Origin of the sequence: Sphingopyxis sp., from assembly GCF_035998965.1 — a bacterium.
Taxonomy (GTDB): domain Bacteria; phylum Pseudomonadota; class Alphaproteobacteria; order Sphingomonadales; family Sphingomonadaceae; genus Sphingopyxis.
Window position 1 is genome coordinate 1 of record NZ_DASYHE010000039.1, and the last position, 25,553, is coordinate 25,553.

Here is a 25,553-nt window from a genome sequence, read left to right on the forward strand (position 1 = left end):
CTGCTGGCGGACATAGGCGCAATTGCCGGGACCAAGCCGCGTCGGTTCCAGCACCGACAGATCCTTGCCGCGTTCGGACATCGTCTTTTCCAGCTCGAACGCGATGTCGAAATGATCCTCGATCGCGCTCTTGCCGCGGCCGGTGACAAAGATCATCTGCTCGATCCCCGCCTCGCGCGCCTCATCGACCGCATATTGGATCAGCGGACGGTCGACGATCGGCAACATCTCCTTGGGGATCGCCTTGGTCGCCGGCAAAAAGCGGGTGCCGAGACCGGCAACGGGAAAAACGGCTTTGCGGATCGGTTTCATGGGCTGCGGCTTAGCCGCCAGGCGTGCGCAAGAAAAGAGCGCGCTTGGCTGAGCGCTCCGACGCTTACTCGGGGGACACGATGATGACGACGCGGCGATTGTCCTGCCGTCCGTCTGCGCTGTCGTTGCTCGATATCGGGAAATCCTCGCCGCGGCCGACGATCCGATCGGGCGACAGCGGCATTCCGGCGGCTTGCATGGGCGCCGCGACGGCATCGGCCCGGGCTTTCGACAGCTTCACATTATAATCGGCTGCGCCGACCGAATCGGTGTGTCCCTCGACCCGCGCGGTGGTGATGCCGACCCCGACCAGCCGCGCCGCGATGCGGGCAATATGCGTCTGCTGCTCGGCGGAAATCGTGCTTTCGTCGGTGTGGAACAGCAGGCGCTCGGGCATGTTGAGCGACCATTCGAAGCCCTGATCGACGAAGCCTTCCGCCGTCAGGACGGCGACCTGCTCGGGCGTGAAGCCGGTCTGCGGCGGCACCGTCTGGCACGCGGCGAGCAGCGAAGCGAAAGCGATCACGAAAAGGCTTCTGATCGTGGCGGGGGCAGTCTGGATCACGGGGTCACTCCGTTGTCATGTCCGGGAACGGTTGCTCAATTTTTCGTCATACATGGCTGCATCGGCGGCGGTCAGCAGCGCGGTCGCATCGGTGCCATCGTCGGGATAGATGGCAACCCCCACGCTCACCGATGCGGAATAGGTTTCGCCGCCGGGCAAGGTTATCGGCTGCGCGACGCAATTGCGGATATTTCGGGCCAGATCCTCACGAACGGTTTCGGCGGCGATGCGATCGACGACGACGATAAATTCATCGCCGCCGATGCGGGCGGCGAAATCCTCCGGCCCCAACGCGTCCCGAATGCACTGCGACAGCGCGATCAGCACCGCGTCGCCCGCGGCATGGCCGAAATTGTCGTTGGCCGCCTTGAAATTGTCGGCATCGATGAACATCAACGCAAAGCGGTCGTCCGGGGTGCCAGCTGCTGCAATACGCTGCGCCAGCTTCTGGTCAAAGGATTCCCGGTTCGGCAGCGCGGTCAGCGCGTCGTGCGATGCGCGGTGCGCCAGCACGGCCCGCTCGCTTTCCATATGGCCCTGCCACCCCTGCAATTCGTCGAGCAGCGCGTTGATGTCGCCGCCCAACCGGTCGAGTTCGGCAATCCCCAAGGCCTTGACCCGCTTGTCGAACCGGCGATGCAGCCGCACGTCATGCGCGACCGTCGCAATTTCGTTGAGCGGCTTGACCAGCTCATATTCGAACCGCCGTGCCAGAAAGATCGTGCCGAACGCCGTAATCAGCAGGCACCCGAGCCCGGCGAGCAGGCCGATGCGGACATAGTCGATCAGGGTCGAGCTATCGCCCCAGACCTCGATCGTCCCGATCGCCGATCCGTTGCGCTCGACCGCAACCGCAAAAGGCCGCGGAAAGAAAATGCGCGTCAGCGTCGGCGCCGGGTCGGCTATCGGCGACGCCCATTGGGTGAGCGGTTCGCCGCGGTCGTTGAGCACGCGCAGCCGAGCAATTCCAGGGATGCGGGTCAGCGGTTCCAGACCCTCGCGTGCCGCTCGTGGATCGTTGAACACCAGCGCCGGTTCGACGCCGTACGCGCCAAGCTGCGCCGCCAACTCCATATTGCGATCGGCATAACCGCGCAGCGCCGACACTCCGGCGAGGAGGATGGTCAGACCCGACAGCGCCACCGCGAACAAGGTGATACCGAAATGAAAGCGCGACAGCAGCTTTTGCAACGTCGTGCGCGCGCCGATCCGTTCGGATGTCTGGCCCGTCATGACGCGCCTCCCACGCTGCGACCGATGCTGAGCACCCGCGGGTCGATACGAAGCGGCCCGCGCCCGATGGCGTCCAGATTGACCGAAAAGCTGAGGCTGGCCGCCCGGCTACTCAGGCAGAACATCGCGCCGTACATGCACGCCGCATCGTCGTCGGTGATCGTCAGGATCGGGCGGCCGCGAACCCATGCTATCAGTTGTCGCCGGTCGGCCACCGCCATGCGGCCGAGGAACAGGATGTCGCAGTCGGATCGACCCATCACCGCGGCGGCACTCAAACGGCGCACCAGCACCGATCCGGCGCCCGGGACGTCGGGGGCCATGCGATTGGTCAACCGCGGTGTACCGACCACGCACATCACGCGCGCTGAACCCGCTGCGCCATCGGGCCAGCGGGCATAGCTGACGATGCCGCCGACCATCCGGTTCACAGCGCGCGCCATGCCGTCGTCGCTGTCCTCGACGATCGTCTGGCTTGCGGCCTGAACCGACATCTGGGGCGTCGTCAACGACGCGCCAATCAGAAACAGCGATGCCAGCACTTTGCAGCGACCCCCAACTGCGCTTGACCCTAGTCTGCCCCAGCGCGGGGGCGTCCGCTAGCCAAAAGGATTGGAAAGTCAATGAAAAGGACGTCATGCGACCATTTGGCAACAGTCGGTCGGTGGTCCGTCGGCCGTTTATTCGGTGCGTAACCGGTCCGCGAAACCCTTGCGCAACTTGGCGAGCTTCGGCGGAATGACCGCCATGCAGTACGGATTGCGCTGGCCTTCGCCATCCCAATAGGATTGATGATAATCCTCGGCCGGATACCAGTCGGACACCGGCTCGATTGTGGTGACGATCGGTGTCGGCCAGTCACCCTGCGCCCGCTCGATCGCGGCGCGCGCGGCATCGCCCTGCGCGGCGTTCAGCGGAAACAGCGCGCTGCGATATTGGGTGCCGACGTCATTGCCCTGGCGGTTCAGCGTCGTCGGATCATGCGTTGCGAAATGCACGTCGAGCAGGTCGTCATAGGTGATGACCGCGGGGTCGAAGGTGATGCGGATCGCCTCGGCATGACCGGTATCGCCGCCGCACACCTGCTTGTAGGTCGGGTTGGCGACATGGCCGCCGATATAGCCGCTTTCGACCGTCGCGACCCCCGCGAGCGATTGGAACACCGCCTCGGTACACCAAAAGCAGCCTCCGGCGAAAATGGCGGTTTCATGCGTCATGGGGTCGATCCTTGGTCGGGGGAGAAGAGTTTGACAGATAGGAAGGCGCGGCCGCTATTCCAAGGGCGGCGGGGCGTCGATCAGCGGCGGATGCAGCGGCTGGTTCGCTGCGCGCGCCGCAGCGATCAGCGCCGCTTCGGCTTGAAGCGATGCGACACGATCGCGCCACCCCGGATGCGTTGCCGCCTGAAACATCGGGCGGCCCGGGCGCTGACCGAATGTCTGCCAGAATCGGGCGGCGGCGCCAGGGTCATAATCTGCGCCGGCGAGCAACCAGACGGACAGCCTGTCCGCCTCGATCTCGGTCTGCTTGAACAGTCGGGCGCTACGCCCGAACTGCTTGCCCAGCCCGCGATCGACGCCTGCGGCATCAAGGCGGGCACGATGACGCAGGATGTTGTGCGCCAGCTCGTGAGCGATCGCCGCGGCCAGCTCGTCATCGTCGCGCACAAATTCGGCGAGGCCCTGATGGACCAGTACCATCCGGCCGTCGGCGACCGCGGCGGCCCTGTCACTGGCCTCCACGCGAAAATCGCTGATGCAACCGGCCACGGGCATCAGGGTCAGCGCGCCGATCTCGCCCGTGTCGAGCACGAGCGGAGCGGTCGGCGGCAGCGCCGCGAGCATTTTCTCGATTGCGGTGATCCGCGCAAAGGGGTGGGCGTCCGCGCCCTCCGGCGGACCACGACCCTGCATCCCGATAACGGCGGCGCCGACGCGCATCCCGGCCTTGGCGGCGGGCGACGTCGGCGCAATGGCCGCAACAAAGGGTGCGTCGCGATGCGAAGCGCCATAGGCGGCCAGCGCCGCGGGCCGCCGATCCGCAGCATAAAGCCGCGGGTCACCCCAGATCCAACCAAATTGCGGCTGTTGCACGCGGCACCATGCGGCGTTGGCGGTGGTCAAACGAAACCCGATCGCCGCGACGCGCGCCTCCAGCGCCGCCAGTGCCTTATAGGGGGAAGGGTCGCCGGACGCTGCGGCGTTTGCGGGGGTCGCGGTCAGCAGCGACAGGACGGCAAGCAGGATGGACGCATGATGGTGCATCGGCCCCGCTTATCAATGCGCCCCTGTCACTGCCATGAATTTCCTGACGTCGGTTTTTGCCGGACGCTTGCCTATCGACGGCCGAGCGGCGATAGGACGAAGCGATGACGCAAGCTGCAACCTTGTCTCCGCCCGCCGCCCGCCAACCCCGCCCTGCGGCGCTCGCGCGCTGGCTGTGGGCGGTCGCGTTGCTGGTGGTCATCGTGGTCGGCGTCGGCGGAATTACGCGCCTGACCGAATCGGGATTGTCGATCACCGAATGGCGGCCCGTCTCGGGGGTGCTGCCGCCGCTCAACGAGGCCGACTGGGTTGCCGAATTCGAAAAGTACAAGCAGATCCCCGAATATAAGGAAATCAACCTCGGCATGACGCTGGCGGGGTTCAAGGCGATTTTCTTCTGGGAATGGCTGCATCGCATCCTGGGGCGGGTGGTTGGCATGGCGATGGTGCTGCCATTGGCCTGGTACGCCTGGCGCCGCGCAATCCCGGCTGGTTATAGCCTACGCCTGTTGGCGCTGACGTCACTCGTCGGTCTCCAAGGCGCGATCGGCTGGTGGATGGTCGCGTCGGGGCTCGAATATCGCACCGACGTCAGCCATTTCCGGCTGGCGGCGCATTTGTTGACCGCGCTGTTTTTGCTTGCCGGTTTGGTGTGGACCGCGCGCGACCTTGATGCCCAGGCGCGCGACCCGGCGGCGCGGCCCGCACGGCTGACCGGTGGCGGCGTCGCCGTGATCGCCATCCTGTTTGTCCAGCTCTTGCTAGGGGCGTGGGTAGCGGGGCTTAATGCGGGCTTCGTATCGAGCACATGGCCGCTCATGAACGATCATGTCGTGCCAGAGGGCATCGACTGGGCCGGCGGCGCATGGTTGGCGCTGACCAACGACCCCTTCCTGATCCATTTTCTGCATCGCTGGTGGTCATGGATCGCCGCACTTGCGCTGCTATGGCTTGCGCGCACCCTGTCGCGGCTTGGCGCAAAGCGCGAAGCGGCGCTGCTCGTCGCGGTTGTCGCGGGCCAGATGCTGCTGGGCATCTGGACGGTGGTGTCTGGCGTGTCGATGTGGGTCGCGGTCGCGCATCAGGTGGTGGGGGCGATTCTGGTCGCCATCGCCGCCGCCGCGCTTCACCGGCTGGGCCGCGCGACTCTATGATGCTGCTTGGCGGGCTCGGCAGCGCGCTGCTGCTGGTCCTTCAACCCCCACCCGTGCCAGCCGATGCATCGTCGGCGCAGATCCTCGCGCCGATCCAGTTTGCCCCGCCGGTCGGCCGTCCGATGTCTTATCGCATCACGACGCGCCGCATTGGCCGCGACGGGTCGCTGATCAATTTCTCGCTCGTCTATGCATTGCAATGGCAGCGGATCGGCCGCGGCTATCAACTCGAAGCGGTGTTGCAGCGGATCGATTCGGATGCGCCGCCCGCGGTGACCCGCGCCCTGACCCTGATGATCCAGCCGCTCGTCGGCGAAGCTTTGGTCTATCTGGTCGCTCCCGATGGCAGCCGGATTGATCTGGTCGATCCCGAAGGCCTGTGGGAGCGGGCGACGGTGCGGATCGAAACCGCCGGCGCCGATGGCGGGCGCGCCGAGGCCCGGCAGTTGGCGCAGGTGATTGCGGCCCTGCCGACCGCCGAACGGGACCGGTTGGCGACGGCCGACGTGCGCGCTCTTGTCGTCACCGCGAACGCTGCGATCCCCACCCAGGCGGCGCAGAATGACGCGAAGGTGTCGATTGTCCAGGACGCTAAGCTGCGCACGATCACCAAGGTTGAGCGCAGTTCGACCGCAGCGGGAGGTCGCACTCAGCCCCTCGAAATCGATCACCGCTGGACGATTGATACCGTCACTGGACTGCTGGTGCAGGAGCGGCGGCAGAGCTGGATCGTCGCGGATGATGTCAGCGAGCGAACGCTGGTCGAAGAGCGGGTGCGGGCGCTTGAGGCGGTCCCGTAAAGCCTAAGGTATCATAATACCCGTCAGCAAAGCCGCGCACTGCTTGACTTTCCGCCCCCTTGGCGCCATTGGCCCGCTCCGAAGCGCCGCTGCGTCCATCATGGATCAGGCGGCGCGGTTTGTTTCGGGCGTTGGGGTATTGCTCTATCGCCCAGTCCCATCTGTCAAGGAGCGTGCCATGATGAAGGCGCTGACCAAGACGACCGTATCGGCGAACGCCGCCACGGTCGAAAAGAAATGGGTGCTGATCGACGCCGAGGGTCTCGTTGTGGGCCGCGTTGCATCGATCATCGCCAGCATCCTGCGCGGCAAGCACAAGCCGTCGTTCACCCCCCACGTCGATTGCGGTGACAATGTCATCGTCATCAACGCAGAGAAGGTGGCGTTCACCGGCAAGAAATTGCAGGACAAGCGCTATTACAAGCACACCGGCTACGCCGGCGGCATCAAGGAAACCAGCCCCGCGAAGATCCTCGAAGGCCGGTTCCCCGAGCGCGTGCTCGAAAAGGCCGTCGAACGCATGATCCCGCGTGGCCCACTCGGTCGCCAGCAGATGCGCAACCTGCGCATTTTCGCCGGCAGCGAACATCCGCATGAAGGGCAAAACCCCGAAGTGATCGACGTTGCGTCGATGAACCGCAAGAACAAGGTGGGTGCATAATGGCTGACGAACAGACCATGACCGATCTCAAGGACCTTGGTGGCGCCGTCGAAGGTACCGCCGCTCCGGTTTCGACCGCGCCGCTGCGCGAAAAGATCGTCGACAAGCAGGGCCGCGCCTATGCGACCGGCCGCCGCAAGGACGCCGTTGCCCGGGTGTGGCTCAAGCCCGGCACGGGCAAGATCACCATCAACGGCCGTGACCAGGAAGTGTATTTCGCACGTCCGACGCTGCGCCTCGTGATCAATCAGCCCTTCGGTCTGACCGATCGCGTCGGCAGCTATGACATTGTCGCCACCGTCAAGGGCGGCGGCCTGTCGGGCCAGGCAGGCGCCGTGCTGCACGGCATCGCGCAGGCGCTGACCCGCTTCGAACCGGCGCTGCGCAGCCCGGTCAAGGCGGCTGGCTTCCTGACCCGCGACAGCCGCGCCGTCGAGCGTAAGAAGTACGGCAAGGCCAAGGCTCGCCGCAGCTTCCAGTTCTCGAAGCGTTAAGAGCTTTTTTCACCGACGGGTGGAGAAGAGGAGGGCGGTCCGGCGACGGGCCGCCCTTTTTCTATGCTGCCGCGATTGCGGGGCGATGCAACAAGCGCGGCGACGACGGCGTTCAGGATATTCATTGTTGAAAGGAATATCGCATGGCCGTCGCCGAACCGCTCGCATCGCAGCGTATCCTGATCATGGCCACGCACGGCTTTGAACAGTCCGAACTCGAAGTGCCGCTGGAACGGCTGCAAGATGCTGGCGCGGACGTCGATATCGCATCGCTGGAAATGGGCGATATTGCCGGTTGGGACGACGGCGATTGGGGTGACGAGATCGAGGTCGACCTGAAGATCAGCGACGTCAAAGCCGATGATTATGGTGCGCTGGTGCTGCCCGGCGGCCAGATGAACCCCGACCTGCTCCGCGTAGATGCCGATGCGATCGCGCTGATCCGTGAATTTGCCGCGGCCGGCAAGCCGGTCGCCGCGATCTGCCACGCCCCGTGGCTGCTGATCGAGGCCGGGTTGGTCAAGGGCAAGCAGATGACGAGTTACAAGTCGATCCGCACCGACATGGTCAACGCCGGGGCCGATTTTGTCGATCAGGCGGTGGTGGTCGATGGCCATATCATCACCAGCCGCTGCCCCGACGATCTGCCGGCTTTCTGCGATGCGATTGTCGATGCGCTCGCGGCGGCGAAGGTCGCAGCATCATAGCAGCGCGGTCGGCTGCAATCCTTCAGGCAGGTACCACCGAGCCCCCATCGATGGCCAGCGCATATCGGCCGTCGATGGCGGGCTCGGGTTGATGGACAACCAGCGTCAGGTCATCGATGGCCATCGTCACCTCATATTTGCCGCCGATATAAGCATTGCCAAGGATGGTGACGGCCTTCGCCGTGTCGTCGTCGCTGGGCGTAATCGTGACGTCCTCTGGCCGGGCGAGCAGTAACGCCGGTCCATCGGCGACATCGGGCGCGGGATATGTGGTCAAATCGCATTGCAGGCGTCCGGCTTTGACGATGCCCGGTATCGCATTGATCGGACCCAACATGGCCGCGGCCGCAAGGCTGGTCGGCGCGCGATAGCAGGTCTGGGGCGTGCCCGCCTGTAATATCCGCCCCCGATGCATCAGCACGATCCGATCGCCGTTGCGCATCGCGTCTTCGGGATCGTGGGTGACGATCAGCACCGCCGCGCCGGATGCACGCAGCGTCCCCAGGATCGCGGATTGAATCTCGCGCCGGAGCGCACCCTCGATGCCCGAAAAGGGCTCGTCCATCAGCACCACGGCAGGATCGCGGGCCAAGGCGCGGGCGATCGCCACCCGCTGTTGCTCGCCCCCCGAGAGGCTGTGCGGATAAGCGCTGGCAAGGGGGGCGATCCGGAACCGGTCGAGCAACGCCGCCACCCGCGCTGCCCGCGACGCTGCACCCAGATTACGCAACCCGAAGCCGATATTCGCCGCTACGTCGAGATGGGGGAACAGCGCATAGTCCTGGAACACCAGCCCAATGCCCCGATCTTCGGGCGCGACATGATGGCCTTCGCCCGCCAGCATCCGGCCGGAGGCATGGATTTGCCCTATGTCGGCCCGTTCGAGTCCGGCGATCATCCGCAGCAGGCTGGTCTTGCCGCACCCCGATGGCCCGAGCAGGCAGGTCACCGTTCCCGCCTCCAGCGTGAGGGACGCGTCCGTCACGGCGACGACATCGCCAAAGCGCTTGCCGATATTTTCGATTGTCAGGGCAGCAGATTCCGTCATGGAAAGCGACCTAAGTTCCCGGACGCGAGGTGGCAATGCGGCGTGACAGCACCAGCACCGGACCGATCGCCAGCAGCAGGATCAGGATCGACGGTAGCCCCGCCTGTCCCAGTCGTTCGTCGAGCGCATAATTGCTCGCAATTACCGCCAACGTATCGAAATCGAATGGCCGCAGGATGAGCGTCGCGGGCAGTTCCTTGACGATGTCGATGAACACGAAAAGCCCCGCCGTCAGGATTGCGCCGCGCGCGATCGGCAGATCGACGTCCCACGCCGTGCGCATTTCGCTTCGCCCCAGCAATCGCGCGCCATCGCGGGTGGACGGCGCGATGCGCGCCAGCCCCGCCTCGATCGGCTCCAGCGCCGCCGCCATCAGCCGCGCAGCATAGGCGAACAGCAACAGCCCGACGCCGACCGCGACGCCCGAGGATATGCCCGTACCGCGCCACACCATCCCTGCGGGAACGAGCAGACCGATCGCCATGACAGCGCCGGGGGTGGCATAGCCGAGGCTCGCCAGCCGGACGGCATAAGGCATCTTACGTGCGCCGATTGCCAGCGCCGTCGCCAGCATGACCGTCAGCACCGCACCCGCCATGCCGAGCGAGAGGGTGCGCCCCGCTGCCGCTATCAACCGCGTCCAGTCGGGCGTTTGGGCCAGGGTAAGCGTCAGCAACCAGGCAACCGGCAGCAACAGGCCCGCGATGACCGGCAGCAAGCAGGTGGCGGTCGCGGCTGCGGCGCGCCAGCCGTTGAGAGCCGCCACCGGGATCGGCCGCATCCGTCCTCGCCCGCCTTCCTGCACCGATCCGCGCCGCCCCGCCCGTTCGATCCACAGCAGCAGCGCCGCCGCGGCGAGCAACGGCAGCGCCAGCCGGGCCGCACCGGCGGTCGATCCAAAGACCGACCAGGTGCGCACGATGCCGGTGGTCAAGGTTTGCACGCTCAGAAACTGGAGCGCGCCATATTCGGCGAGCGTTTCCATCACCGCGAGCGCCACGCCCGCTGCCAGCGCGGGTCGCGCGGCGGGCAGCGCCACCGCGCGGACGATTCGCCAGCGCGACGCGCCCAGCATTCGTCCGGCATCGATCAGATCGACGGACTGGTTGAGGAACGCCGCGCGCATCGCCAGATAAACATAAGGGTAGAAAGCCATGCCGAGCACAAAGGCTGCTCCGGGTACCGAGCGCATCGCGATCGGCAGATCGACACCCCAGTGTGCGCGCAGGCCGGTGCGCAGCGCACCGGCCACATCGAACATATCGCCATAGGCATAAGCCAGCGCAAAGGCGGGGACAGCAAGCGGCAGGACGAGCGCCCAAGTAAAGATACGGCGCCCCGGAAAATCGTGTATCACGGTCAGCCAGGCGGTGACGGTCCCGACGGTTGCCGTGATGACACCGACCGCCAGTGCCAGCAGCGCTGAAGTCCCCGCATAGCGCGCGATTTCAGACCCCGCGATCTGGTCGCCGCCGCTGCCCAGCGCCGCTATCACGACGCCAACCAGTGGCAGCGCCGCGATCAGCGCGGCCAGGGCGGCGGCGAGGCCGAGTGGACCCGGTCTCAGCGCCAGCCCGCCGCGCTCATCATCTTCTGCGCTTCGGGCTGTCGCCGGGCAAAGGCCGCGACCGCCATCGGATGGGCCGCGAAGTTCGCATAGGCCGCGACCGGTTCCGGAGCCTTTACCGCGGGACTGGCCGGAAATTCATTATTATGGCGCGCGATATGTTCCTGCGTCGCGGCCTCGGTGAAAAATTCGAGCAGGCGGATCGCATTCGCCTTGTTGGGCGCGCCTCGGGCCACCCCGCCGCCGGAGATATTGACGTGCGCGCCCTGGCCGTCGAGCGACGTAAAGGCGAGTTTGACCCGGTCGGTCACCGCCTTGTCCGCCGCATCGTCACCGCTCGCCATGCGGATGTAATAATAGCTGTTAGTCAGCGCGATCTGGCAAACCCCGGCGCTGACGGCACGGATCTGGTCACGGTCGCCGCCTTCGGGCGGGCGCGCCATATTGGCGACGATACCGCGCGTCCAGGCTTGGGCGCGTTCCGGCCCCCAGGCTTCGATCAGTGCTCCGACGAGCGAAAGATTATAGATGCTGTCCGCCGACCGGACGCAAATCTGACCGCGAAAACGGGGACCTGCGAGCTTGTCATAACTATCGACTTCTTCGGGACGGACCTTGGCGCTGTCATAGGCGACGACGCGCGCGCGGCGCATGAAACCGGTCCACAGCCCCGATGGTTCGCGCAGATTAGCCGGGATGCGCTCTGAAATAACTGCCGATTCGACCGGCTGGAACAGCCCCGCCTGTTCGGCGCGCCACAGCGCGCCGGCATCGGCGGTGATAAACAGGTCGGCGGGACTGGTCGCGCCCTCGGCCTTCATGCGCGCGATGAGCTGGTCGGCGTTGCCCTCGATCCGGTTGATCCGGATGCCGGTTTCGCGGGTGAAGCGTTCATAGAGGGGAAGGTCGGTGTCGTAATGGCGCGCGCTATAAAGATTGACGACTTTCTCGCCGCCCGCCGCCTTGCCGTCCCCGGCCTCCTGCGAGCAGCCGGCGATCAGGGCAAGAACGCCAAGGGCCAATCCGAACGAGGGAAGAAAACGCGTGGGTGTGGTCATCGAAATACGGCTCCTTTTGTCGGCTGGCGTAAGCGCCGTGCGCGGCAACTGCAACCCGTATCCGAATGCGCGAAAGATTGAAAGTCGCTCGCATTAGCGACAGTGGGCGCGCGCCGGCCCGCGTCAATGCACCGGCGGATCGACCGGCGGAATGGCGTGGATTGGCGCCACCGGCTCGCCCGGTTCGCGCGGAGGCAGCGCGTCGGGCGGGACGTCGGCAATCTGCATGTCCGGGGTCGGCACCGCGTCGACATTGCGGACCCGAACCGCCACGTCACCATCCTTGATCCGCAGCTCGTTGAAGCTGGGTGGGGTGGACCGGATGCGTTGTGACAAGGTTCCCGCACCGATCATCCGGATCGGCCCGGCGGCGGTGGGCGCGACCAGGTCGAACGCGTCATGGACATGGCCGGTCAGCACCGCCGCAACGCCGCGTGATGCCAATGCTTCGAGTGCGCGGGCGCCGCCGCGGGTCAGGGCGCGACCTTTCGTTCCCGCTTCGACCAGCGGATGATGTGCGGTAACGAGCGTGGTGGTTCCACTGGGCAGCGCATCGATGGCGGCCAGCGTCTTGGCGAGCGCGTCGCCTGTCACCCAACCCTTCGACCAGTCGAGCCGCCATTGCGCGCGCGCGGTGGTCTTGAGCGGCACGACGGCCACCGCGGCAAGATTCAACTTGCGCTCGACCAGCCGTTCGATCCTGCGGATACGGCGGTAGGGCCAAAAGAAGCGCGCGAGCGGGTTGAAATAAGGGAGGTCGTGGTTGCCGACCTCGACCGTCACCGGTACATCAAGCGCCTCGATCCAGTCGCAAGCGGCGGCAAATTCATGGCTGCGCGCGCGCATCGTCAGGTCGCCCGTAATCAGCACGGCGTCAGGTTGTTCGCGCCGCACACATTCGCGGAACCAGTCGAGCGCGGCGCGATCCTCCAGCCCGAAATGCAGGTCGCTGATATGGAACAGCCGCGTCATGCGGTCGCGACGAAGTCGACCGCGCTGGCGCCGAGCGAAAATTTCGCCGGGGACGCCACCTCGTCCAGCTCACCGTCAAATTCCAGGCTGATCGTCTGCTCGCTCTCCAGCACGATCGTATTGGCGGTGGCGATCAGCTCGCTCGGCCCGTCGCGAAAATCACCGCCGAGCCACGCGAGGCCATGGCGGAGCACGTCGCCGGTTCCCTCGGCCAGGATGCCGTCGGCGCGAATGCCATCAGCGGTCGGGGTCAGAATGACCGCTGGATAGGCTTCGCCTTCCGATCCCACGCGGACGCCCGGCGCGTTCAGCATTTCGTCGAGCGCTTCGGGTGCCGCGCGGCTCGCCTCGATAATCCCGTCCTGCCGCATCGTCTCGCGCACCTCGGCCCAGCGCGTTGCGGGACCGGCGACGACAGTAATGAAGGCGGTACCGGCGTCGGACTGGACCGTCGGGATCGCGCTGCGCCGCGTCTTGCCCTGCAGGACATCAGCCAGAATGTCGGGTGCCGACCGGTCGCCGTGCAGCGCTTTTGACAATAGGTTGAGTGTGCCGCCGGGCAGCGCCAGGATTGCACCATCCCAACCTGCGGTTTTGGTCGCCGCCGCGTTGATCGTGCCGTCGCCGGTCCACACCAGCAACAGATCGATGCCGCGCTGCTTCAGCGCGTCGGTATCGGGAATGTCGCCGTCGGGCAGGGCAAAGGTCGTCACAAGCGGCGCGTTATGGGCGCGGCAAAGATCCGCAATCTGTTCGCGGACAGCGGCGTCATGGCTGCCGCTTTGCGTGTTGCAGATCAGGGCGGGGCGGGTGAAGGAACTGGTCATCGCGCTGTTCTACGCATGAGGACGAAAAAGGTAGCCGAATTGCTGTCCTCCTTTTCGTCATCGCGGACTTGATCCGGGATCCATCTTTCCTTTCCGGCATGCCCTTCCTCAGAATTCATGGACTGCGGATCAAGTCCGGAGTGACGAAGTGCGGTGTCGGTCATGCCCGCCGCTTGTTCCCCGCTTCACCGCGCGATAGGGCGTGACAATGGCAGCACCAATTTCCAAAGGACGACGCTTGATCAAATTCCTGCTCGTGGCTGTCCTGCTGATCCTGTTGTTCGGCGGCGCGGCGCGGATCATTGTCGCGGGCGGCGCGAAATCGCTCAACCTTGGCGACCGACTGCTCGGCGATAGTGACGGCGCGACCTTGCAGGTGGCGGGGCAGCCCTATGGTTCGGGGGAGCGCAACAAGCTCAACATCTGGGTGCCGACGGGGACCAAGAAGACCGACAAGCTGCCGGTGCTCGTCTGGCTTTACGGTGGCGGCTGGTACAGCGGCCAGCGCGACGATTATGGCTTCGCTGGGCGCGCCTTTGCGCGGCAGGGCTTCATTGTCGTCATCCCCGACTACCGGATCGTCCCCGACGGGCATTGGCCCGACTTCCTCCACGACAGCGCCGCCGCCGTCGCATGGACCGACGCCAATATCGCGAACTATGGCGGCGATCCCGATCGCATCGCATTGTCGGGTCATTCGGCGGGTGCCTATAATGCGGTGATGCTGGCGCTCGACCCGCAGTGGATGAAGGCGGCGGGCAGCGACACGTCGGTGATCCGCGGCGTCGCGGCGCTGGCTGGCCCCTATGATTTCGCGCCCTTCGAGGAGGGCGGCCGCGCCGATGTCGCGATGGGCGACATCCGCCCGGTCGAGCGGACCCAGCCGATCACTTTCGTGCGCGCCGATGCGCCGCCGCTGTGGCTCGGCCATGGCACCGCTGACACCGTAGTGCGCGTGCGCAACAGCCAGCGACTGGCGGCGGCGATGCAAAAGCTCGGCGGCTCGGCGGCGCTGCGCGAATATGACGGGCTCAGCCACAATGACCTGGTGATGGCCCTCACCAAACCCCTCGCATACAAAGGCCCAATCCTGCCCGAGATGACCGATTTCCTGCGCGGCGTCACCGCGCGCCCGGTTGCGCCTGCACCCATCGCCGAATGATTCCGGCGATCATCCTCGCGGGTAGCCGTCCCGGCCCCGACCCGCTGCTGACCGGCAGCGGGGTATCGACCAAGGCGTTGCTGCCCATCGCGGGACAGCCGATGTTGGTCCATGTCGTGCGCGCGCTGCGCGCCGCACCAGAGGTCGGCCCGATCACGATCCTCGCGCAGAACAGTGCCGAACTTGCCGTCCAGCCGGAGCTGGCGGATTTCGCCGACCTGCATTTCGTCGATTCGGGACAAGGGATCAGCAGCTCGCTCGCGGCGGCGCTGCCTACGGGCGACGATCCGCTGCTCGTGACCACCGCCGACCATGTCCTGCTCACCCCGACGATGCTCGCCGAATTCCTGCGCGGCGCCGCGGATAGCGATGTTGCAGTGGCGATGGTTGAGCGCGCCGTGCTGTTCGAACGCTATCCAGAATCCAGACGCACCTGGCTCAAATTCCGCGGCGGCGGGTGGTCGGGCGCGAACCTGTTCTACCTGCGCGGGCGGCGCGTGCTGCCGCTGCTCGACTTCTGGGGGCGGATCGAACGCGACCGCAAAAAGGGACTGAAGATCATTGCGGCGTTCGGCCCATGGCTGCTGATCGGCGCGCTGCTCCGCCTGTTCACGATCCAGCAGGGGGTGGCGCGCGCCGGGCTGCGCTTCGGACTGAAGGCGACGATCATACCGATGTCCGAGGCCGAGGCGTGCATCGACGCCGACAAGCCTTCCGATATCGAGCTGATCGAGCGGATATTTGCCGCACGGGGCCAAGCCGCTATAGGGCCAATCCTATGACCATCGAAAAAGCCATCATCCTGTCGGCTGGGCAGGGTTCGCGCCTGCTGCCGCTGACCCGCGACATCCCCAAATGCCTGATCGACCTGAACGGTCGCACGCTGATCGGCTGGCAGGTCGCGGCGCTGGCCGCGAACGGCATCAAGGACATCGTCGTCGTAACGGGATTCCGCACCGAACGCGTCGAGGATCATGCGTTGCAGCTCTATCGCGACACCGGGGTGCGTATCCGCACCTTGTTCAACCCCTTTTTCCAGGTCGCCGACAATCTGGGCACGTGCTGGATCGCGCGTGAGGAAATGGACCGCGATTTCATCATTCTCAACGGCGACACCATCATTTCGGAAGAGATCGTCGCCAAGCTTATCGCCGGGGCGAACGAACCGATCACCGTCACCGTCGACGTCAAACCCGACTATGACGACGACGATATGAAGGTGAATCGCGACGCCGCGGGGCGACTGCACCATATCGGCAAGCGGCTGCTGCCCCCCGACACCAACGCCGAATCGATCGGGATGCTGGCCTTTGTCGGCGATGGCCCGTCAATCTTTCGCAACCAAATCGATCAGATGATGCGCACCCCCGAAGGGGTCGAGCGCTGGTATCTGCGCGCGATCGACGTCATCGCCAAGGGCAATCGCGTCGGCACCGTATCGATCGAAGGTCTGGAGTGGCAGGAGGTCGACTTCCCGCAGGATGTCGAAGCCGCCGATGCGCTTACCGCGAAATGGGCGGCAGAAGGCCGTTACGCGAAATAGGACTTCAGCCAGTCGGTGAGCGCCGCGATCTGTGCATCGCCGAGCTTCACCGCCTGCGCCAGATCGGGCGGCCCCGGCCAACCGGTATCGGTGACCGCAAGGCCTGCGCCCATCCGTTCGCCGTCATAGCGCGGCAGGACGTGGAAATGAACGTGCGGATCGACCATCATCAGCATCAGATAATTGATCCGCGTATAGCCGATCGCGTGACCCAGCGCGGCCTCGATCGCCGCCGTGACGATCTTGAGCTCGGCATGCGCTGCCGCGGGCAGATCGCCGAACGCCGTCGCGTCGGATTTCGCCGCCAGCACCAGCGCGCCGAGTGTCGGCTGCGCCGGACGCAGCAGCACAACCCAATGATCATATTCGGCGATCAGCGTCGCGGGATGGCCGAATTTGGCGATGGTGTCGTTCATGCTTCCTCCATCCAGCTGACAATCGGGCGCCCGGCGCGCCGCTGGGCATAGGCCTGCACCAGCTGCACCGCATGGACGACCAGCGAGATGATCGTCCACCATGCGACCGCGATCAGCCCGATGTCGGGGCGACCCGCGAGCGTCGCGAAGAACAGGATCGCGATGTTGGGATTACGGCGCGCGGTGATCAGCCGGAACTGGCTATCGAAACGGCGCCAGACGTGGACGTCCATGCCGAAATCCTTGATGAACATCCCCTCGATCACGCGCTGGAGCACATAGCCCGCGACGACCGCGATCATCACCAGCAGGAAGGTCTGGTCGGACAATGCGAGCCCCCAGCTGCCCAAGCCGACGCCCCAGAAATACCACCAAAAGGGCGGGTGGACCAAATCGACGCCATGGTCGGCGATATTGCCCCATTTCGACGAGGTGATCGTGCAGCGCGCGAGCTTCCCATCGACGGTGTCGAACACCATGAAGATGAAGGCAGCGAGCATCCCGGTCCAATAATGGCCGTAAGCGAAAAGATAGGTGGCGTAGATGCAAAGCGCCGCACCGATCGCCGTGACCATATTCGGGGTCATGCCGATGCTGGCGGCAATCCGCGTCAGCCAAAGCGCCAGTTCGGGCCACAGATATTTGGTAAGCAAATCGGTGACGCCCTTGTAGGCACCAAAATAGCTTTTGCGCTCGATTTCGCGCCGCGTCTCGGGGGTCAGCCGCTGGATAAACGGCGTATCCAGCTTGCGCAGCTGGCGGTTGTAGATTTGCGGATTGTCGCGGTAATCGATGAGCGTCAGCGCGTCGCGATGCGCCGCGATATCATCGGGGGTCATGCCGCCGGTCAGGTGCGCCATCACCAGCGCGTCGCCGTCCATCACCACCGTGCCAGGCAGGGTGATGATGTGGCGCAGCCACACCGGATCGAAGACATAGTCGAGATTGACGAACAACTGCGCTCCCGACGCGGGCGGCGTATCGGGTAGTCCCTCGGCCCGCGCCATCCGGCGCAGTCTTTCGTCGTTGGTCATCCCCCACAGCAGGGTCGCATTGTCGCCGATCAGTGCCAAGGCGGGCAGGGTCGTTAATTCGCTCATCCGCCGCTCTTATCCTGTGCAGCATCCTTTGCAAGAAAGCGCGCAATCGCTTCGGCCCCCCGCCGCGCTGCGCCCGCCGGATCGCCCCCGATTGATTCGGCCAACCGTTCGCGTTGGGCGTCGATATAGTGCGGGTGGCGCGCAGTCGCCTTATCGAGCGCCTCGGGCAGGTCGGCAAGATCGTCGATCACGTCGCCCAACGTCCAGAACAGATAGTCAGGATCACCGACCCAATCGACGTCATGCGCGTTGAGGAACAGGCACGGGCGCGGCGTCGACAGAAATTCGTACACCTGACTGCTGACATCGCCCAGATAGATATCGGCGCCGCTGGTATAGCTCATGTCGAACAAGCGATCGGTGCCGAGATCGATCAAAATCTTGCCCGGCACGGCGAGCGCCTTCACCGCGGCGCGGTCGGCATCGCTCGCCTCGGCAAACAGGCGAATGTGCGGCGCGACGACCAGATTATAGCGATCTTGCGCCGCGAACCAGTCGATGATGTCACGCCCGAAACGGTCCCATGACGATAGCCCGCGATGAAAGTGCGGCGCATACAGGACAGTTGGGCGATCGTTGTCGAACAGAGGCGTGCGCGTCTTGTCGAGACGCGCCATCAAGTCGAGTTTTACATAGCCGTTGAGCGCGTAGTGCCCAGGCCGGATCGTCCCGGCATCGAGCAGTCGCTGCTCGCTCTTTTCCCCGGCGACCAGCACGAAATCGAAATGTCGGTCGCGCGGATCGAGCATGATTGCACGGTCGCCCGCGCCATGCGGGGTAAAGATCAGTCGCGTGCGGCGCGGCAGGAAGTGGCGGATCGCGGTGGTTGTCCGCTCGGGCACGACGATCGCGTCGAACTGGCGAAGGAAGCGCAGCGCGCCAAACAGGATCGGCAGACGCGGATGGCGAATGATGGCGCGGGCGCGAAGCCAGCGGCTGATCCCCCGCTGCCCCAGCAGTTTAATGCGGGGAGCAAAGCCGGGGTAAGCGGCCGCGACTTGGTCGACCACGGGCAGATGGCGGGTGCTGGCAACGGCAACTTCAACATCGGATCCCGCCGCCGCCATTTCGGCCGCGATCGGCAGCGCGTGGAAAATCTGATGCGGTTCGCCGATGAACAAGAAGAGGATGCGCATTATTGAACCTTGGCGGCGGCGCCTGCCGTCGCTTCTTCAAAATCGGCCACCTGCCAGCCATGCTGCGCCGCCAGCCGGACGAATTTTTTGCCGCGCCCGACGAGCCAGGCTTGATCAGCAAGGGCAAAGGTCGGCGCATCGCTGACATGATCCGAATAGGCGCGGATATGCGCGGCGCCATCGGGTGCATGGGCAGCCAGCCATTCAGCGACCCGCCGCGCTTTTTCGGCGCCGTAACAATTGGGTCCGTCGAGCCCCGGCAGCCAGTTGCCGTCGGGATCGCGCTGGTGGCGCGAGGCGACGATCGCATCGAACCCCAGCGCGTCGGCGATCGCGCCCGCGTAAAATTCGGGCGCCGCGGTCGCCATCAGCAGCCGGTACCCCTCGGCCCGGTCGCGCGCGATGCAGGCTTGCGCGCCCGGCGGAACGTCGCGCGGTACACGCCAGGAGGCGAATTTCGCTGCAAGACCCGCGGCGCGCGCAGGGGTCAGATGCGGTCCCAGCATCAGGCGGATCGCGGCGGGCTTGAACCGGTCGCGGCCATAGAGGCGCAGCGCATAGCCGATCATCAGCGCGGCCAGCAGTGGCACCAGCAGGAGGCGCCACGGCGCCTCGCGCGCCGCTGCCCACAGCAGGAACAGCGTGAAGGTCGGTTTGCGAAGGACGGTGCGGTCAAGATCATAGATTGCGACGCGCGGGGCCGGGTCGGTCATGTCGGCTCGCTTCCGATCAGGCGCAGTTTTCGCCCCGCCCTCCCCAGCGAGGCGCGGTCGGCATAGGGCAGCGCAAAGCGGATCGCGGCCCAGATCGACGCCAGCGCGATGATCACGATCAGCGGCAGCGCGACGGGATCGGGTAGCTGATCGACCAGCAGCGTGGCCCCGCCGGCGACAAAGGTCAGCGTCATTCCGCGGATCGCGACGACCGGGAACTGATGGTCGAACGGATGCAGTTTTTCATTCATCGCCAATTGGAGCGTCGGGATCGCGGCCATCACGACCAAGCCGATCGACGTCGCGAGCGTGACCCCGGTCAGGGCATCCATATGATCGACGATCAGCCAGCCTGCACCGATCGCCACGCCGACGCCAAAGATGCTCGCGGTCAATTGGTGGCGAAAGGCGGAGACGACCTGCAACACCGGCGACGAGATGCCTAGCACCGCTTCGGCGGCGCGCGCGAACAGCAGGATGACCAGCGCCGCCTGCGCCGCCTGTGCCTGCGCGCCGAACAGGCTGAGCAGCGAGGCGCTGCCCGCGGCCAGCACCGCAGCGAGCGGCAATGCGATCGCCGAAATCAGCCGCGTCGCATACGCATAGATGTCGGCGACTTGGCGCCGGTCCTCGCGCTCGGCGCTCGCGGCGAGCGGCGCCATCACATAGACGAAAGCGATGCGGACAAGCTGTACGACGCTCGACAGCTTGCGCGCGATGGTGAATAGGCCTGCCGCCGCGGCTCCAGCGGCACCCGGCAGCAACAGGTTGAGGATCAATGCCGGGGCATCGCCGAACAATCGCGCGATGATGTTCGACGGCAGGATCGACAGCCCGGCCCAGAAGGTGTTGCGCGAAATATCGGTGCCCCGCGGACTGCGCCAAAAGGCCTCCAGGTCATAATGTTGGCCGAGCAGGCGCACGCAGAGGATGGCCGTGATGGCAAGCGAGCAGAGATGCGCAATGAACAGACCTTTGAGTCCCAGTCCGCCGGCAAAGAACAGCCCTGCGAACACCAGCCGCAACACCTGTTCCCAGACGATCCGCAGCCGGATCTCGGCGCCGAACACCATCCGCGCGCGCAGCGCCGAGGTTGCGATCTCGACAAAGGCCCAGAGCGGCAGCGCCCAGACGAAAATGCAGATCGCCGGGGTAACGAGTTCGCGGTCCTGTTCCGCCACGTTGAGTAACGGGCCAAGATCGGCGGCGAACGCCGCGATCAGCGCCGCGACGACGATGCACGGCCCGACGCCAAAAATCATCGCGGTGCGCAGTGCCGCCGCCGCCTCGGTATCGCTCGCCGATTGCGGCACGGTGCGCTGCATCGCGCTGGTCATGCCCATGTCGAAGATGTTTTCGAGCAGGTTTATCGCCGCCCAAAGCACCGCATACAGGCCATAACCCGCGAGCCCGAACATCAGCACATACAGCGGCTGCGCCACGATTTCGACGACCGCGCCCAGCCGTGCGAGCACCGTTGTGCCAAGTCCGCGTGCGACGCTGCGGCTGGTGACGGCGGGGTGGGCGGCGCTTTCGCTCATCGCAGCCGCCCTAGCGCCTTGCCCGCGCCCCTGCCAGCGGCTTTCGCGCGTTCAACCCCCGATCACCCCCTTGTCGTCCCCGCCAATCGGGTCTAGTCAGCCCGCAATTGCCCAAGGAGCTCGTGTCATGGCCGAATTTCGCCTGCCCAAGAACAGCCGCCCGCAAAAGACGGGCAAGGTCCACAAGGCCGAGGGCGCGGCTGCGGTCAAAAAGTTCAAAGTCTATCGCTACGATCCCGACAGCGGTCAGAATCCGCGCTTCGACACGTTCGAGATCGACACCGAAAAATGCGGCCCGATGGTGCTCGACGCACTGATCAAGATGAAGAGCGAGCAGGATAGTTCGCTGACCTTCCGCCGCTCGTGCCGCGAGGGGATTTGCGGCAGCTGTTCGATGAACATGAACGGCAAGAACGGCCTCGCCTGCACCACCGCGATTGAGGATCTGAAGGGCGACATCACGATCACCCCGCTGCCCGCGATGGATGTGATCAAGGATTTGGTCCCCGACTTCACCCATTTCTATGCGCAATATGCGTCGATCGAACCGTGGCTGAAGACCAAGACGACGACGCCGAGCGGCAAGGAGCGGCTGCAATCGCCCGCCGAACGCGAAAAGCTCGACGGGCTGTACGAGTGCATCCTGTGCGCTTGCTGTTCGACCAGCTGCCCCAGCTATTGGTGGAACAGCGACAAGTTCCTTGGCCCCGCGATCCTGCTTCAGGCGTATCGCTGGCTCGCCGACAGTCGCGATGAAATGACCGGCGAACGGCTCGACGAGCTCGAAGACCCCTTCCGCCTCTATCGCTGCCACACGATCATGAATTGCGCCAACGCCTGCCCGAAGGGGCTCAACCCGGCGCGCGCGATTGCCGAGATTAAGAAGCTCGAGGCCGAGCGGCAGGTCTGATCGGGCGTCCGCGGCGCTTCCAGTCACGGCGATGTATGCCGAGCGGATCTACGATCCGGCCGATCTGGAAGAAATCTATGCGCTGCGCGTTGCGGCGTGGCGGGCGCGGGTCGAATCCTTTCCCGACATCGGGCAGTGGACCGACGCTCACGACACGATTGCAGCCCATTGGGCGGTTCGCGACCGCGAGCGTATCGTTGCCGCGGCGCGGTTGAGCGTTCACGATTCGCTGGCTGAGCTTCCGCATGCCGAGATATTTGACGGCGTATTTTCAGAATCTCTTGATGGTCCGATTGGGTCGTTGAATCGATTGGTTGTCGCCGCGTCGCATAGCGGCCGGGGATGTTCAGCGGCTCTTGATAGCATCCGGATCAATCATGCAAGGGCTCAGGGATGTCGCCATGTGATCGGTGAAACCTATGCTGGGACGAAGCGGATTGCTCAGCTCGCAGACCTTGGTTTCAAGGTAGCAGGAACCGCGAGACCATATCTTTCGGGACCGCTTGCGGTAGTAAAAGGCGTGCGCGGTGCGACTGCCGACGACGGACATCGAATGGCGGCGATTATTCATATGGCGCTCGACCTAACCGATTAGCGCGGCCCGTTTTCAATTATTGCTTGCGTCGTAAGGCGGGTCGCGCTTGAGCCATATCAGCGGGCTGAGCCGCGTAGATTATGGCCCGGGATAGGTACTCCATGAATGACGGGATCGAAGAACCAAAGCGCGCCGACCATTTCAGCGCCGAGGCGCTGGACGATGGTTGGCTGAGCTGGGATCTCAAGGATGCGACGCGGTTCAACAGCTTTATCGAACCGCTGACGGTACGGGTTGAGCCGCCGACGCCCGATGGCCGTCCCTGCGCGCGGGTGCGCATGATCCCTGAGCGCAAGCACAGCAATCTGGGCGACAATGTCCATGGCGCGGTGACGCTGGCGCTGGTCGATATTGCGCTGTTCGCGGCGTCGCATCAGTTTGGCTCGCTCAACGCCGGTCATTCGGTAACGCTCGACCTGTCGACGCAATTTGTCGGCGCCGGTCGGCTCGGCGAGCCGCTCGACGCGGTGGTGGAGCTGGTGCGCGAGACGGGTCGCCTGATCTTCCTGCGCGGGCTGGTCGTGCAGGGCGAGGGCGACAGTCATATCGTCCTCAGCTTTGCCGGCACCATTCGCAAGGCGAGCAAGGATCGCGGCTGATGTCGGTGCTGGCGGCCTATGACGCGCTCGTCGCGGGCGGCGAGCTTCGCCCTGATCCCGAACAGCGCGCGGCCGCCGAGCGGCTGAACGCATTGCAGGCCGAACTCGAGGCGGTGCCGCCGCGCGGCAGTCTGCTGTGGCGGCTGACCGGGCGCAAGCCCGAGAGCCCACGCGGTGTCTATCTGTGGGGGGCGGTCGGGCGCGGCAAGTCGATGCTGATGGACCTGTTCTACGACCAGCTGCACATCCAGCGCAAACGCCGCGTCCATTTCCACGCCTTCATGCTCGACGTCCATGCCCGGATGCGCGAGGTACGCAAAAGCGAGGCGGGCGACCCGATCCCGCTGGTCGCCGACGCGCTGGTCTCCGACGTTCGCTGCCTCGCGTTCGACGAGATGGTGGTGAACAACAGCGCCGATGCGATGATTCTCTCGCGGCTGTTCACCGCACTGATCGATCGCGGGGTGACGGTGGTCGCAACCTCGAACCGTCCGCCGAGCGACCTGTACAAGGACGGACTCAACCGCGAGCATTTCCTGCCCTTCATTGCGCTGGTCGAGGCGAAGCTCGACGTGATGGGATTGAACGGCCCCACCGACTATCGCCGCGACCGGCTGGGCGATGGCGCGCGCTGGTTCGTGCCCGCCGACGATGCCGCGAGTGCGGCGCTGTCGGCGGCCTTTTTCCGCCTGACCGACTATCCGCCCGAGGATCGCGCGCATGTCCCGACGCTCGATCTCGATCTGGGCGGTGGGCGGACATTGCATGTCCCGAAAGCGTTGAAAGGCGTCGCAGTTTTTTCGTTCAAGCGGCTGTGCGCCGAAGCGCGCGGGGCGCCCGACTATCTGGCGGTCGCGCGCCACTTCCACACGGTGATTATCGTCGGCATCCCGCGCATGGGGCCGGAAAACCGCAACGAAGCGGCGCGCTTCGTCACGCTGATCGACGCGCTCTACGAATATAAGGTCAAGCTGCTGGCAAGCGCGGCGGCGATGCCGGATGATCTTTACGTCGCAGGCGATGGGGCGTTTGAGTTCGAACGCACGGCCAGCCGCCTGTCCGAAATGCAGTCCGACGACTATCTGGCGCTAGGCCATGGCCAACAGTACGCCGCTGACAATTTTTCCCCATCGTGACGAGTTGATCGTCACCGCAATGACATCGCGGACATAACGCACCTCATGGGCCAGATGTCCAAAGCCCTGTTGAATGACGCGGCGCAGGGTGCGCAGCGGGCGCGGGGCGGGGACATGGATGCGCGCCGGACGAGGGGGCGGTGCGGGCAGGTTGGCAAGGCCGCCGCTGGTCACCCGCGGATCGTCGGCAACCGCGCGGCACAGCGCCTCCATCCGCGAAATGGCGAGCCGGTTGGCCACCTTGCGATCGCGGCTGAGCAATTCGAAACTGTGGCTGAACGCCGAAAACTGGATCGCGCCGCTGGCCGCGGCATGATCGAGCGCATCGCGCATTTCCTCTTCGGACATCGCGCACAGCTGGGCGGGGCGAAAGCGATTCGCGCGGTCCATCAGGCCGCTGACCGGCACTTCGACGATGCCATGATGCTCGCGCATCCCCAAATTGCTCGCATCGAGCGAGATCGCGCAGCCGTGGCCCAGATACGCGCCGTTGAAGCTGCTGTCGAAGCGGAAGCCGAGCGCGGCCAGCGCGCGCAGCGTATCATCATTGGCGCCGAAATTGCCGGCGCGAAAGGCGTTGGGTTTCGGCGCGCCGGCGCCCAACAATATATCGCGGGCAAGCGCGATCAGCTTCTTTTGCGCCGCCAGCGGGAAATCGCCAATGTTGCGTCCGGTGAGGCGTCCGACCGGGTTGAAGCGCGCAAAGGCGAGCCATTCGGTATGAATATGCACCTGCACCTCGTGCCCGCGCTCGACGACGGGGCGCACGATCGCATCGATGACCTCTGGGCCGTAAACCAGCGCCGGCATCGGATCGATAAAGAACACCCCGGTCAGGCCGTGGCGGTCGAGCATGTCCATCTGGAAATGAATGCCGAAATCGCCGTCGCGGCAACGCCCCAGGATCGAGCTTTCGAAATTGGCGCGCGCATCGGCGCCGCGCTGGTACAGTCCGGCCGATAATTCGGTATCGAAACTGATGATTGCCCGCGTCATCCGCTCGCGCCTAGCACCCCAGCGATAAAGGAGGGTTAACTCGG

General features: G+C 65.0%; 30 protein-coding genes. 12 read left to right on the top strand and 18 right to left on the bottom strand.

What is annotated here, in order from left to right:
* The 6 genes from VGN68_RS05730 to VGN68_RS05755 form a co-directional block, all read right to left on the bottom strand.
* On the bottom strand, positions 1-312 hold a 312-nt coding region (locus VGN68_RS05730), incomplete at its 3' end, for a sugar phosphate nucleotidyltransferase (protein ID WP_327474735.1).
* Between the two features lie 64 nt (positions 313-376).
* A complete protein-coding gene (locus tag VGN68_RS05735) occupies positions 377-877 on the bottom strand; it encodes an OmpA family protein (RefSeq protein ID WP_327474737.1) in 501 nt (166 codons plus the stop codon).
* Between the two features lie 15 nt (positions 878-892).
* Entirely contained in the window at positions 893-2,110 is a 1,218-nt protein-coding gene (locus VGN68_RS05740; RefSeq protein WP_327474740.1) for a diguanylate cyclase domain-containing protein, read from the bottom strand.
* Positions 2,107-2,619 (bottom strand): YfiR family protein, encoded by a 513-nt coding sequence (locus VGN68_RS05745; protein ID WP_327474742.1) that lies wholly within the window; start codon positions 2,617-2,619, stop codon positions 2,107-2,109. The genes VGN68_RS05740 and VGN68_RS05745 overlap by 4 nt, the downstream gene beginning before the upstream one ends.
* 171 nt (positions 2,620-2,790) lie before the next feature.
* Positions 2,791-3,327: a peptide-methionine (S)-S-oxide reductase MsrA gene (gene msrA, locus VGN68_RS05750; RefSeq protein ID WP_327474744.1), complete on the bottom strand. Its 537-nt coding sequence runs from the start codon at positions 3,325-3,327 to the stop codon at positions 2,791-2,793.
* 54 nt (positions 3,328-3,381) lie between these two features.
* The gene (locus tag VGN68_RS05755) at positions 3,382-4,374 is read right to left on the bottom strand and encodes a M48 family metallopeptidase (protein WP_327474746.1); all 993 of its coding nucleotides are present in this window, start codon (positions 4,372-4,374) and stop codon (positions 3,382-3,384) included.
* Between the two features lie 104 nt (positions 4,375-4,478).
* On the opposite strand from VGN68_RS05755, the gene VGN68_RS05760 reads away from it, so the two are divergent.
* The 5 genes from VGN68_RS05760 (at position 4,479) to VGN68_RS05780 (ending at position 8,190) form a co-directional block, all read left to right on the top strand.
* Positions 4,479-5,528, top strand: coding sequence for a COX15/CtaA family protein (locus tag VGN68_RS05760; protein ID WP_327474748.1), 1,050 nt, complete (start codon positions 4,479-4,481; stop codon positions 5,526-5,528).
* Positions 5,525-6,328 carry a hypothetical protein gene (locus VGN68_RS05765; RefSeq protein WP_327474750.1) on the top strand — a complete coding sequence of 268 codons (804 nt, stop codon included), beginning with the start codon at positions 5,525-5,527 and terminating at the stop codon, positions 6,326-6,328. Before VGN68_RS05760 ends, VGN68_RS05765 begins: the two co-directional genes overlap by 4 nt.
* 181 nt (positions 6,329-6,509) lie before the next feature.
* Positions 6,510-6,989 carry a 50S ribosomal protein L13 gene (rplM, locus tag VGN68_RS05770; RefSeq protein WP_293700938.1) on the top strand — a complete coding sequence of 160 codons (480 nt, stop codon included), beginning with the start codon at positions 6,510-6,512 and terminating at the stop codon, positions 6,987-6,989.
* Positions 6,989-7,483: a 30S ribosomal protein S9 gene (gene rpsI / locus VGN68_RS05775; protein WP_327474752.1), complete on the top strand. Its 495-nt coding sequence runs from the start codon at positions 6,989-6,991 to the stop codon at positions 7,481-7,483. The genes rplM and rpsI overlap by 1 nt, the downstream gene beginning before the upstream one ends.
* A gap of 143 nt (positions 7,484-7,626) precedes the next feature.
* A complete protein-coding gene (locus VGN68_RS05780) occupies positions 7,627-8,190 on the top strand; it encodes a type 1 glutamine amidotransferase domain-containing protein (RefSeq protein WP_327474754.1) in 564 nt (187 codons plus the stop codon).
* A 22-nt stretch (positions 8,191-8,212) separates the two neighbouring features.
* On the opposite strand, the gene VGN68_RS05785 is transcribed toward VGN68_RS05780, so the two are convergent.
* The 6 genes from VGN68_RS05785 to VGN68_RS05810 form a co-directional block, all read right to left on the bottom strand.
* Positions 8,213-9,238, bottom strand: coding sequence for an ABC transporter ATP-binding protein (locus VGN68_RS05785; RefSeq protein WP_327474756.1), 1,026 nt, complete (start codon positions 9,236-9,238; stop codon positions 8,213-8,215).
* 10 nt (positions 9,239-9,248) lie between these two features.
* Positions 9,249-10,733 (bottom strand): iron ABC transporter permease, encoded by a 1,485-nt coding sequence (locus VGN68_RS05790; RefSeq protein ID WP_327474758.1) that lies wholly within the window; start codon positions 10,731-10,733, stop codon positions 9,249-9,251.
* Positions 10,734-10,801: 68 nt separating this feature from the next.
* Positions 10,802-11,863 carry an extracellular solute-binding protein gene (locus VGN68_RS05795; protein WP_327474760.1) on the bottom strand — a complete coding sequence of 354 codons (1,062 nt, stop codon included), beginning with the start codon at positions 11,861-11,863 and terminating at the stop codon, positions 10,802-10,804.
* Positions 11,864-11,986: 123 nt separating this feature from the next.
* Positions 11,987-12,835 (bottom strand): metallophosphoesterase, encoded by an 849-nt coding sequence (locus tag VGN68_RS05800; RefSeq protein ID WP_327474762.1) that lies wholly within the window; start codon positions 12,833-12,835, stop codon positions 11,987-11,989.
* Positions 12,832-13,662, bottom strand: coding sequence for a diacylglycerol/lipid kinase family protein (locus VGN68_RS05805; RefSeq protein WP_327474764.1), 831 nt, complete (start codon positions 13,660-13,662; stop codon positions 12,832-12,834). The genes VGN68_RS05800 and VGN68_RS05805 overlap by 4 nt, the downstream gene beginning before the upstream one ends.
* Entirely contained in the window at positions 13,659-13,826 is a 168-nt protein-coding gene (locus VGN68_RS05810; protein WP_327474766.1) for a hypothetical protein, read from the bottom strand. The genes VGN68_RS05805 and VGN68_RS05810 overlap by 4 nt, the downstream gene beginning before the upstream one ends.
* 74 nt (positions 13,827-13,900) lie before the next feature.
* Here VGN68_RS05810 and VGN68_RS05815 point away from each other — a divergent pair, with 74 nt between their 5' ends.
* The 3 genes from VGN68_RS05815 to VGN68_RS05825 are packed head-to-tail and all read left to right on the top strand — an operon-like array spanning position 13,901 to position 16,367.
* Positions 13,901-14,824 carry an alpha/beta hydrolase gene (locus VGN68_RS05815; protein WP_327474767.1) on the top strand — a complete coding sequence of 308 codons (924 nt, stop codon included), beginning with the start codon at positions 13,901-13,903 and terminating at the stop codon, positions 14,822-14,824.
* Positions 14,821-15,606 carry a nucleotidyltransferase family protein gene (locus VGN68_RS05820; protein WP_327474768.1) on the top strand — a complete coding sequence of 262 codons (786 nt, stop codon included), beginning with the start codon at positions 14,821-14,823 and terminating at the stop codon, positions 15,604-15,606. The genes VGN68_RS05815 and VGN68_RS05820 overlap by 4 nt, the downstream gene beginning before the upstream one ends.
* The gene (locus VGN68_RS05825; protein ID WP_310088572.1) at positions 15,603-16,367 is read left to right on the top strand and encodes a phosphocholine cytidylyltransferase family protein; all 765 of its coding nucleotides are present in this window, start codon (positions 15,603-15,605) and stop codon (positions 16,365-16,367) included. The genes VGN68_RS05820 and VGN68_RS05825 overlap by 4 nt, the downstream gene beginning before the upstream one ends.
* Here the strand turns inward: VGN68_RS05825 and VGN68_RS05830 are convergent.
* The 5 genes from VGN68_RS05830 to VGN68_RS05850 are packed head-to-tail and all read right to left on the bottom strand — an operon-like array spanning position 16,355 to position 21,273.
* Positions 16,355-16,783, bottom strand: coding sequence for an HIT family protein (locus VGN68_RS05830; RefSeq protein WP_327474771.1), 429 nt, complete (start codon positions 16,781-16,783; stop codon positions 16,355-16,357). The genes VGN68_RS05825 and VGN68_RS05830 overlap by 13 nt on opposite strands.
* Positions 16,780-17,883: a CDP-alcohol phosphatidyltransferase family protein gene (locus tag VGN68_RS05835; protein WP_327474773.1), complete on the bottom strand. Its 1,104-nt coding sequence runs from the start codon at positions 17,881-17,883 to the stop codon at positions 16,780-16,782. The genes VGN68_RS05830 and VGN68_RS05835 overlap by 4 nt, the downstream gene beginning before the upstream one ends.
* Entirely contained in the window at positions 17,880-19,019 is a 1,140-nt protein-coding gene (locus tag VGN68_RS05840; protein ID WP_327474775.1) for a hypothetical protein, read from the bottom strand. Before VGN68_RS05840 ends, VGN68_RS05835 begins: the two co-directional genes overlap by 4 nt.
* Entirely contained in the window at positions 19,019-19,732 is a 714-nt protein-coding gene (locus VGN68_RS05845) for an HAD-IB family phosphatase (protein WP_327474777.1), read from the bottom strand. Before VGN68_RS05845 ends, VGN68_RS05840 begins: the two co-directional genes overlap by 1 nt.
* A complete protein-coding gene (locus VGN68_RS05850) occupies positions 19,729-21,273 on the bottom strand; it encodes a lipopolysaccharide biosynthesis protein (RefSeq protein WP_327474779.1) in 1,545 nt (514 codons plus the stop codon). The genes VGN68_RS05845 and VGN68_RS05850 overlap by 4 nt, the downstream gene beginning before the upstream one ends.
* Before the next feature lie 127 nt (positions 21,274-21,400).
* Here VGN68_RS05850 and VGN68_RS05855 point away from each other — a divergent pair, with 127 nt between their 5' ends.
* The 4 genes from VGN68_RS05855 to zapE all read left to right on the top strand — a co-directional run bounded on the left by VGN68_RS05855 (position 21,401) and on the right by zapE (position 24,513).
* On the top strand, positions 21,401-22,183 hold the full coding sequence (locus VGN68_RS05855) for a succinate dehydrogenase iron-sulfur subunit (protein WP_293700229.1): 783 nt from the start codon (positions 21,401-21,403) through the stop codon (positions 22,181-22,183).
* 31 nt (positions 22,184-22,214) lie between these two features.
* A complete protein-coding gene (locus VGN68_RS05860) occupies positions 22,215-22,778 on the top strand; it encodes a GNAT family N-acetyltransferase (RefSeq protein WP_327474784.1) in 564 nt (187 codons plus the stop codon).
* 101 nt (positions 22,779-22,879) lie between these two features.
* A complete protein-coding gene (locus tag VGN68_RS05865; protein WP_327474786.1) occupies positions 22,880-23,377 on the top strand; it encodes a PaaI family thioesterase in 498 nt (165 codons plus the stop codon).
* Positions 23,374-24,513 (top strand): cell division protein ZapE, encoded by a 1,140-nt coding sequence (zapE, locus tag VGN68_RS05870; protein ID WP_327474850.1) that lies wholly within the window; start codon positions 23,374-23,376, stop codon positions 24,511-24,513. Before VGN68_RS05865 ends, zapE begins: the two co-directional genes overlap by 4 nt.
* Here the strand turns inward: zapE and VGN68_RS05875 are convergent.
* Positions 24,466-25,509, bottom strand: coding sequence for a hypothetical protein (locus VGN68_RS05875; protein WP_327474788.1), 1,044 nt, complete (start codon positions 25,507-25,509; stop codon positions 24,466-24,468). The two genes, zapE and VGN68_RS05875, sit on opposite strands and share 48 nt — an antisense overlap.
* Positions 25,510-25,553: the final 44 nt, after the last annotated feature.

Bases quoted from the DNA above. Each gene is read 5' to 3' on its own strand.
- VGN68_RS05780 (WP_327474754.1), top strand. From the start codon at position 7,627: ATGGCCGTCGCCGAACCGCTCGCATCGCAGCGTATCCTGATCATGGCC.
- VGN68_RS05760 (WP_327474748.1), top strand. From the start codon at position 4,479: ATGACGCAAGCTGCAACCTTGTCTCCGCCCGCCGCCCGCCAACCCCGC.
- VGN68_RS05765 (WP_327474750.1), top strand. From the start codon at position 5,525: ATGATGCTGCTTGGCGGGCTCGGCAGCGCGCTGCTGCTGGTCCTTCAA.
- VGN68_RS05810 (WP_327474766.1), bottom strand. From the start codon at position 13,826: ATGACCGACACCGCACTTCGTCACTCCGGACTTGATCCGCAGTCCATG.
- VGN68_RS05740 (WP_327474740.1), bottom strand. From the start codon at position 2,110: ATGACGGGCCAGACATCCGAACGGATCGGCGCGCGCACGACGTTGCAA.
- VGN68_RS05805 (WP_327474764.1), bottom strand. From the start codon at position 13,662: ATGACCAGTTCCTTCACCCGCCCCGCCCTGATCTGCAACACGCAAAGC.
- VGN68_RS05875 (WP_327474788.1), bottom strand. From the start codon at position 25,509: ATGACGCGGGCAATCATCAGTTTCGATACCGAATTATCGGCCGGACTG.
- msrA (WP_327474744.1), bottom strand. From the start codon at position 3,327: ATGACGCATGAAACCGCCATTTTCGCCGGAGGCTGCTTTTGGTGTACC.
- VGN68_RS05795 (WP_327474760.1), bottom strand. From the start codon at position 11,863: ATGACCACACCCACGCGTTTTCTTCCCTCGTTCGGATTGGCCCTTGGC.
- VGN68_RS05820 (WP_327474768.1), top strand. From the start codon at position 14,821: ATGATTCCGGCGATCATCCTCGCGGGTAGCCGTCCCGGCCCCGACCCG.
- VGN68_RS05835 (WP_327474773.1), bottom strand. From the start codon at position 17,883: ATGAGCGAATTAACGACCCTGCCCGCCTTGGCACTGATCGGCGACAAT.
- VGN68_RS05825 (WP_310088572.1), top strand. From the start codon at position 15,603: ATGACCATCGAAAAAGCCATCATCCTGTCGGCTGGGCAGGGTTCGCGC.
- rplM (WP_293700938.1), top strand. From the start codon at position 6,510: ATGAAGGCGCTGACCAAGACGACCGTATCGGCGAACGCCGCCACGGTC.
- VGN68_RS05800 (WP_327474762.1), bottom strand. From the start codon at position 12,835: ATGACGCGGCTGTTCCATATCAGCGACCTGCATTTCGGGCTGGAGGAT.
- VGN68_RS05860 (WP_327474784.1), top strand. From the start codon at position 22,215: ATGTATGCCGAGCGGATCTACGATCCGGCCGATCTGGAAGAAATCTAT.
- VGN68_RS05840 (WP_327474775.1), bottom strand. From the start codon at position 19,019: ATGCGCATCCTCTTCTTGTTCATCGGCGAACCGCATCAGATTTTCCAC.
- VGN68_RS05785 (WP_327474756.1), bottom strand. From the start codon at position 9,238: ATGACGGAATCTGCTGCCCTGACAATCGAAAATATCGGCAAGCGCTTT.
- VGN68_RS05855 (WP_293700229.1), top strand. From the start codon at position 21,401: ATGGCCGAATTTCGCCTGCCCAAGAACAGCCGCCCGCAAAAGACGGGC.
- rpsI (WP_327474752.1), top strand. From the start codon at position 6,989: ATGGCTGACGAACAGACCATGACCGATCTCAAGGACCTTGGTGGCGCC.
- VGN68_RS05845 (WP_327474777.1), bottom strand. From the start codon at position 19,732: ATGACCGACCCGGCCCCGCGCGTCGCAATCTATGATCTTGACCGCACC.
- VGN68_RS05755 (WP_327474746.1), bottom strand. From the start codon at position 4,374: ATGCACCATCATGCGTCCATCCTGCTTGCCGTCCTGTCGCTGCTGACC.
- VGN68_RS05830 (WP_327474771.1), bottom strand. From the start codon at position 16,783: ATGAACGACACCATCGCCAAATTCGGCCATCCCGCGACGCTGATCGCC.
- VGN68_RS05850 (WP_327474779.1), bottom strand. From the start codon at position 21,273: ATGAGCGAAAGCGCCGCCCACCCCGCCGTCACCAGCCGCAGCGTCGCA.
- VGN68_RS05865 (WP_327474786.1), top strand. From the start codon at position 22,880: ATGAATGACGGGATCGAAGAACCAAAGCGCGCCGACCATTTCAGCGCC.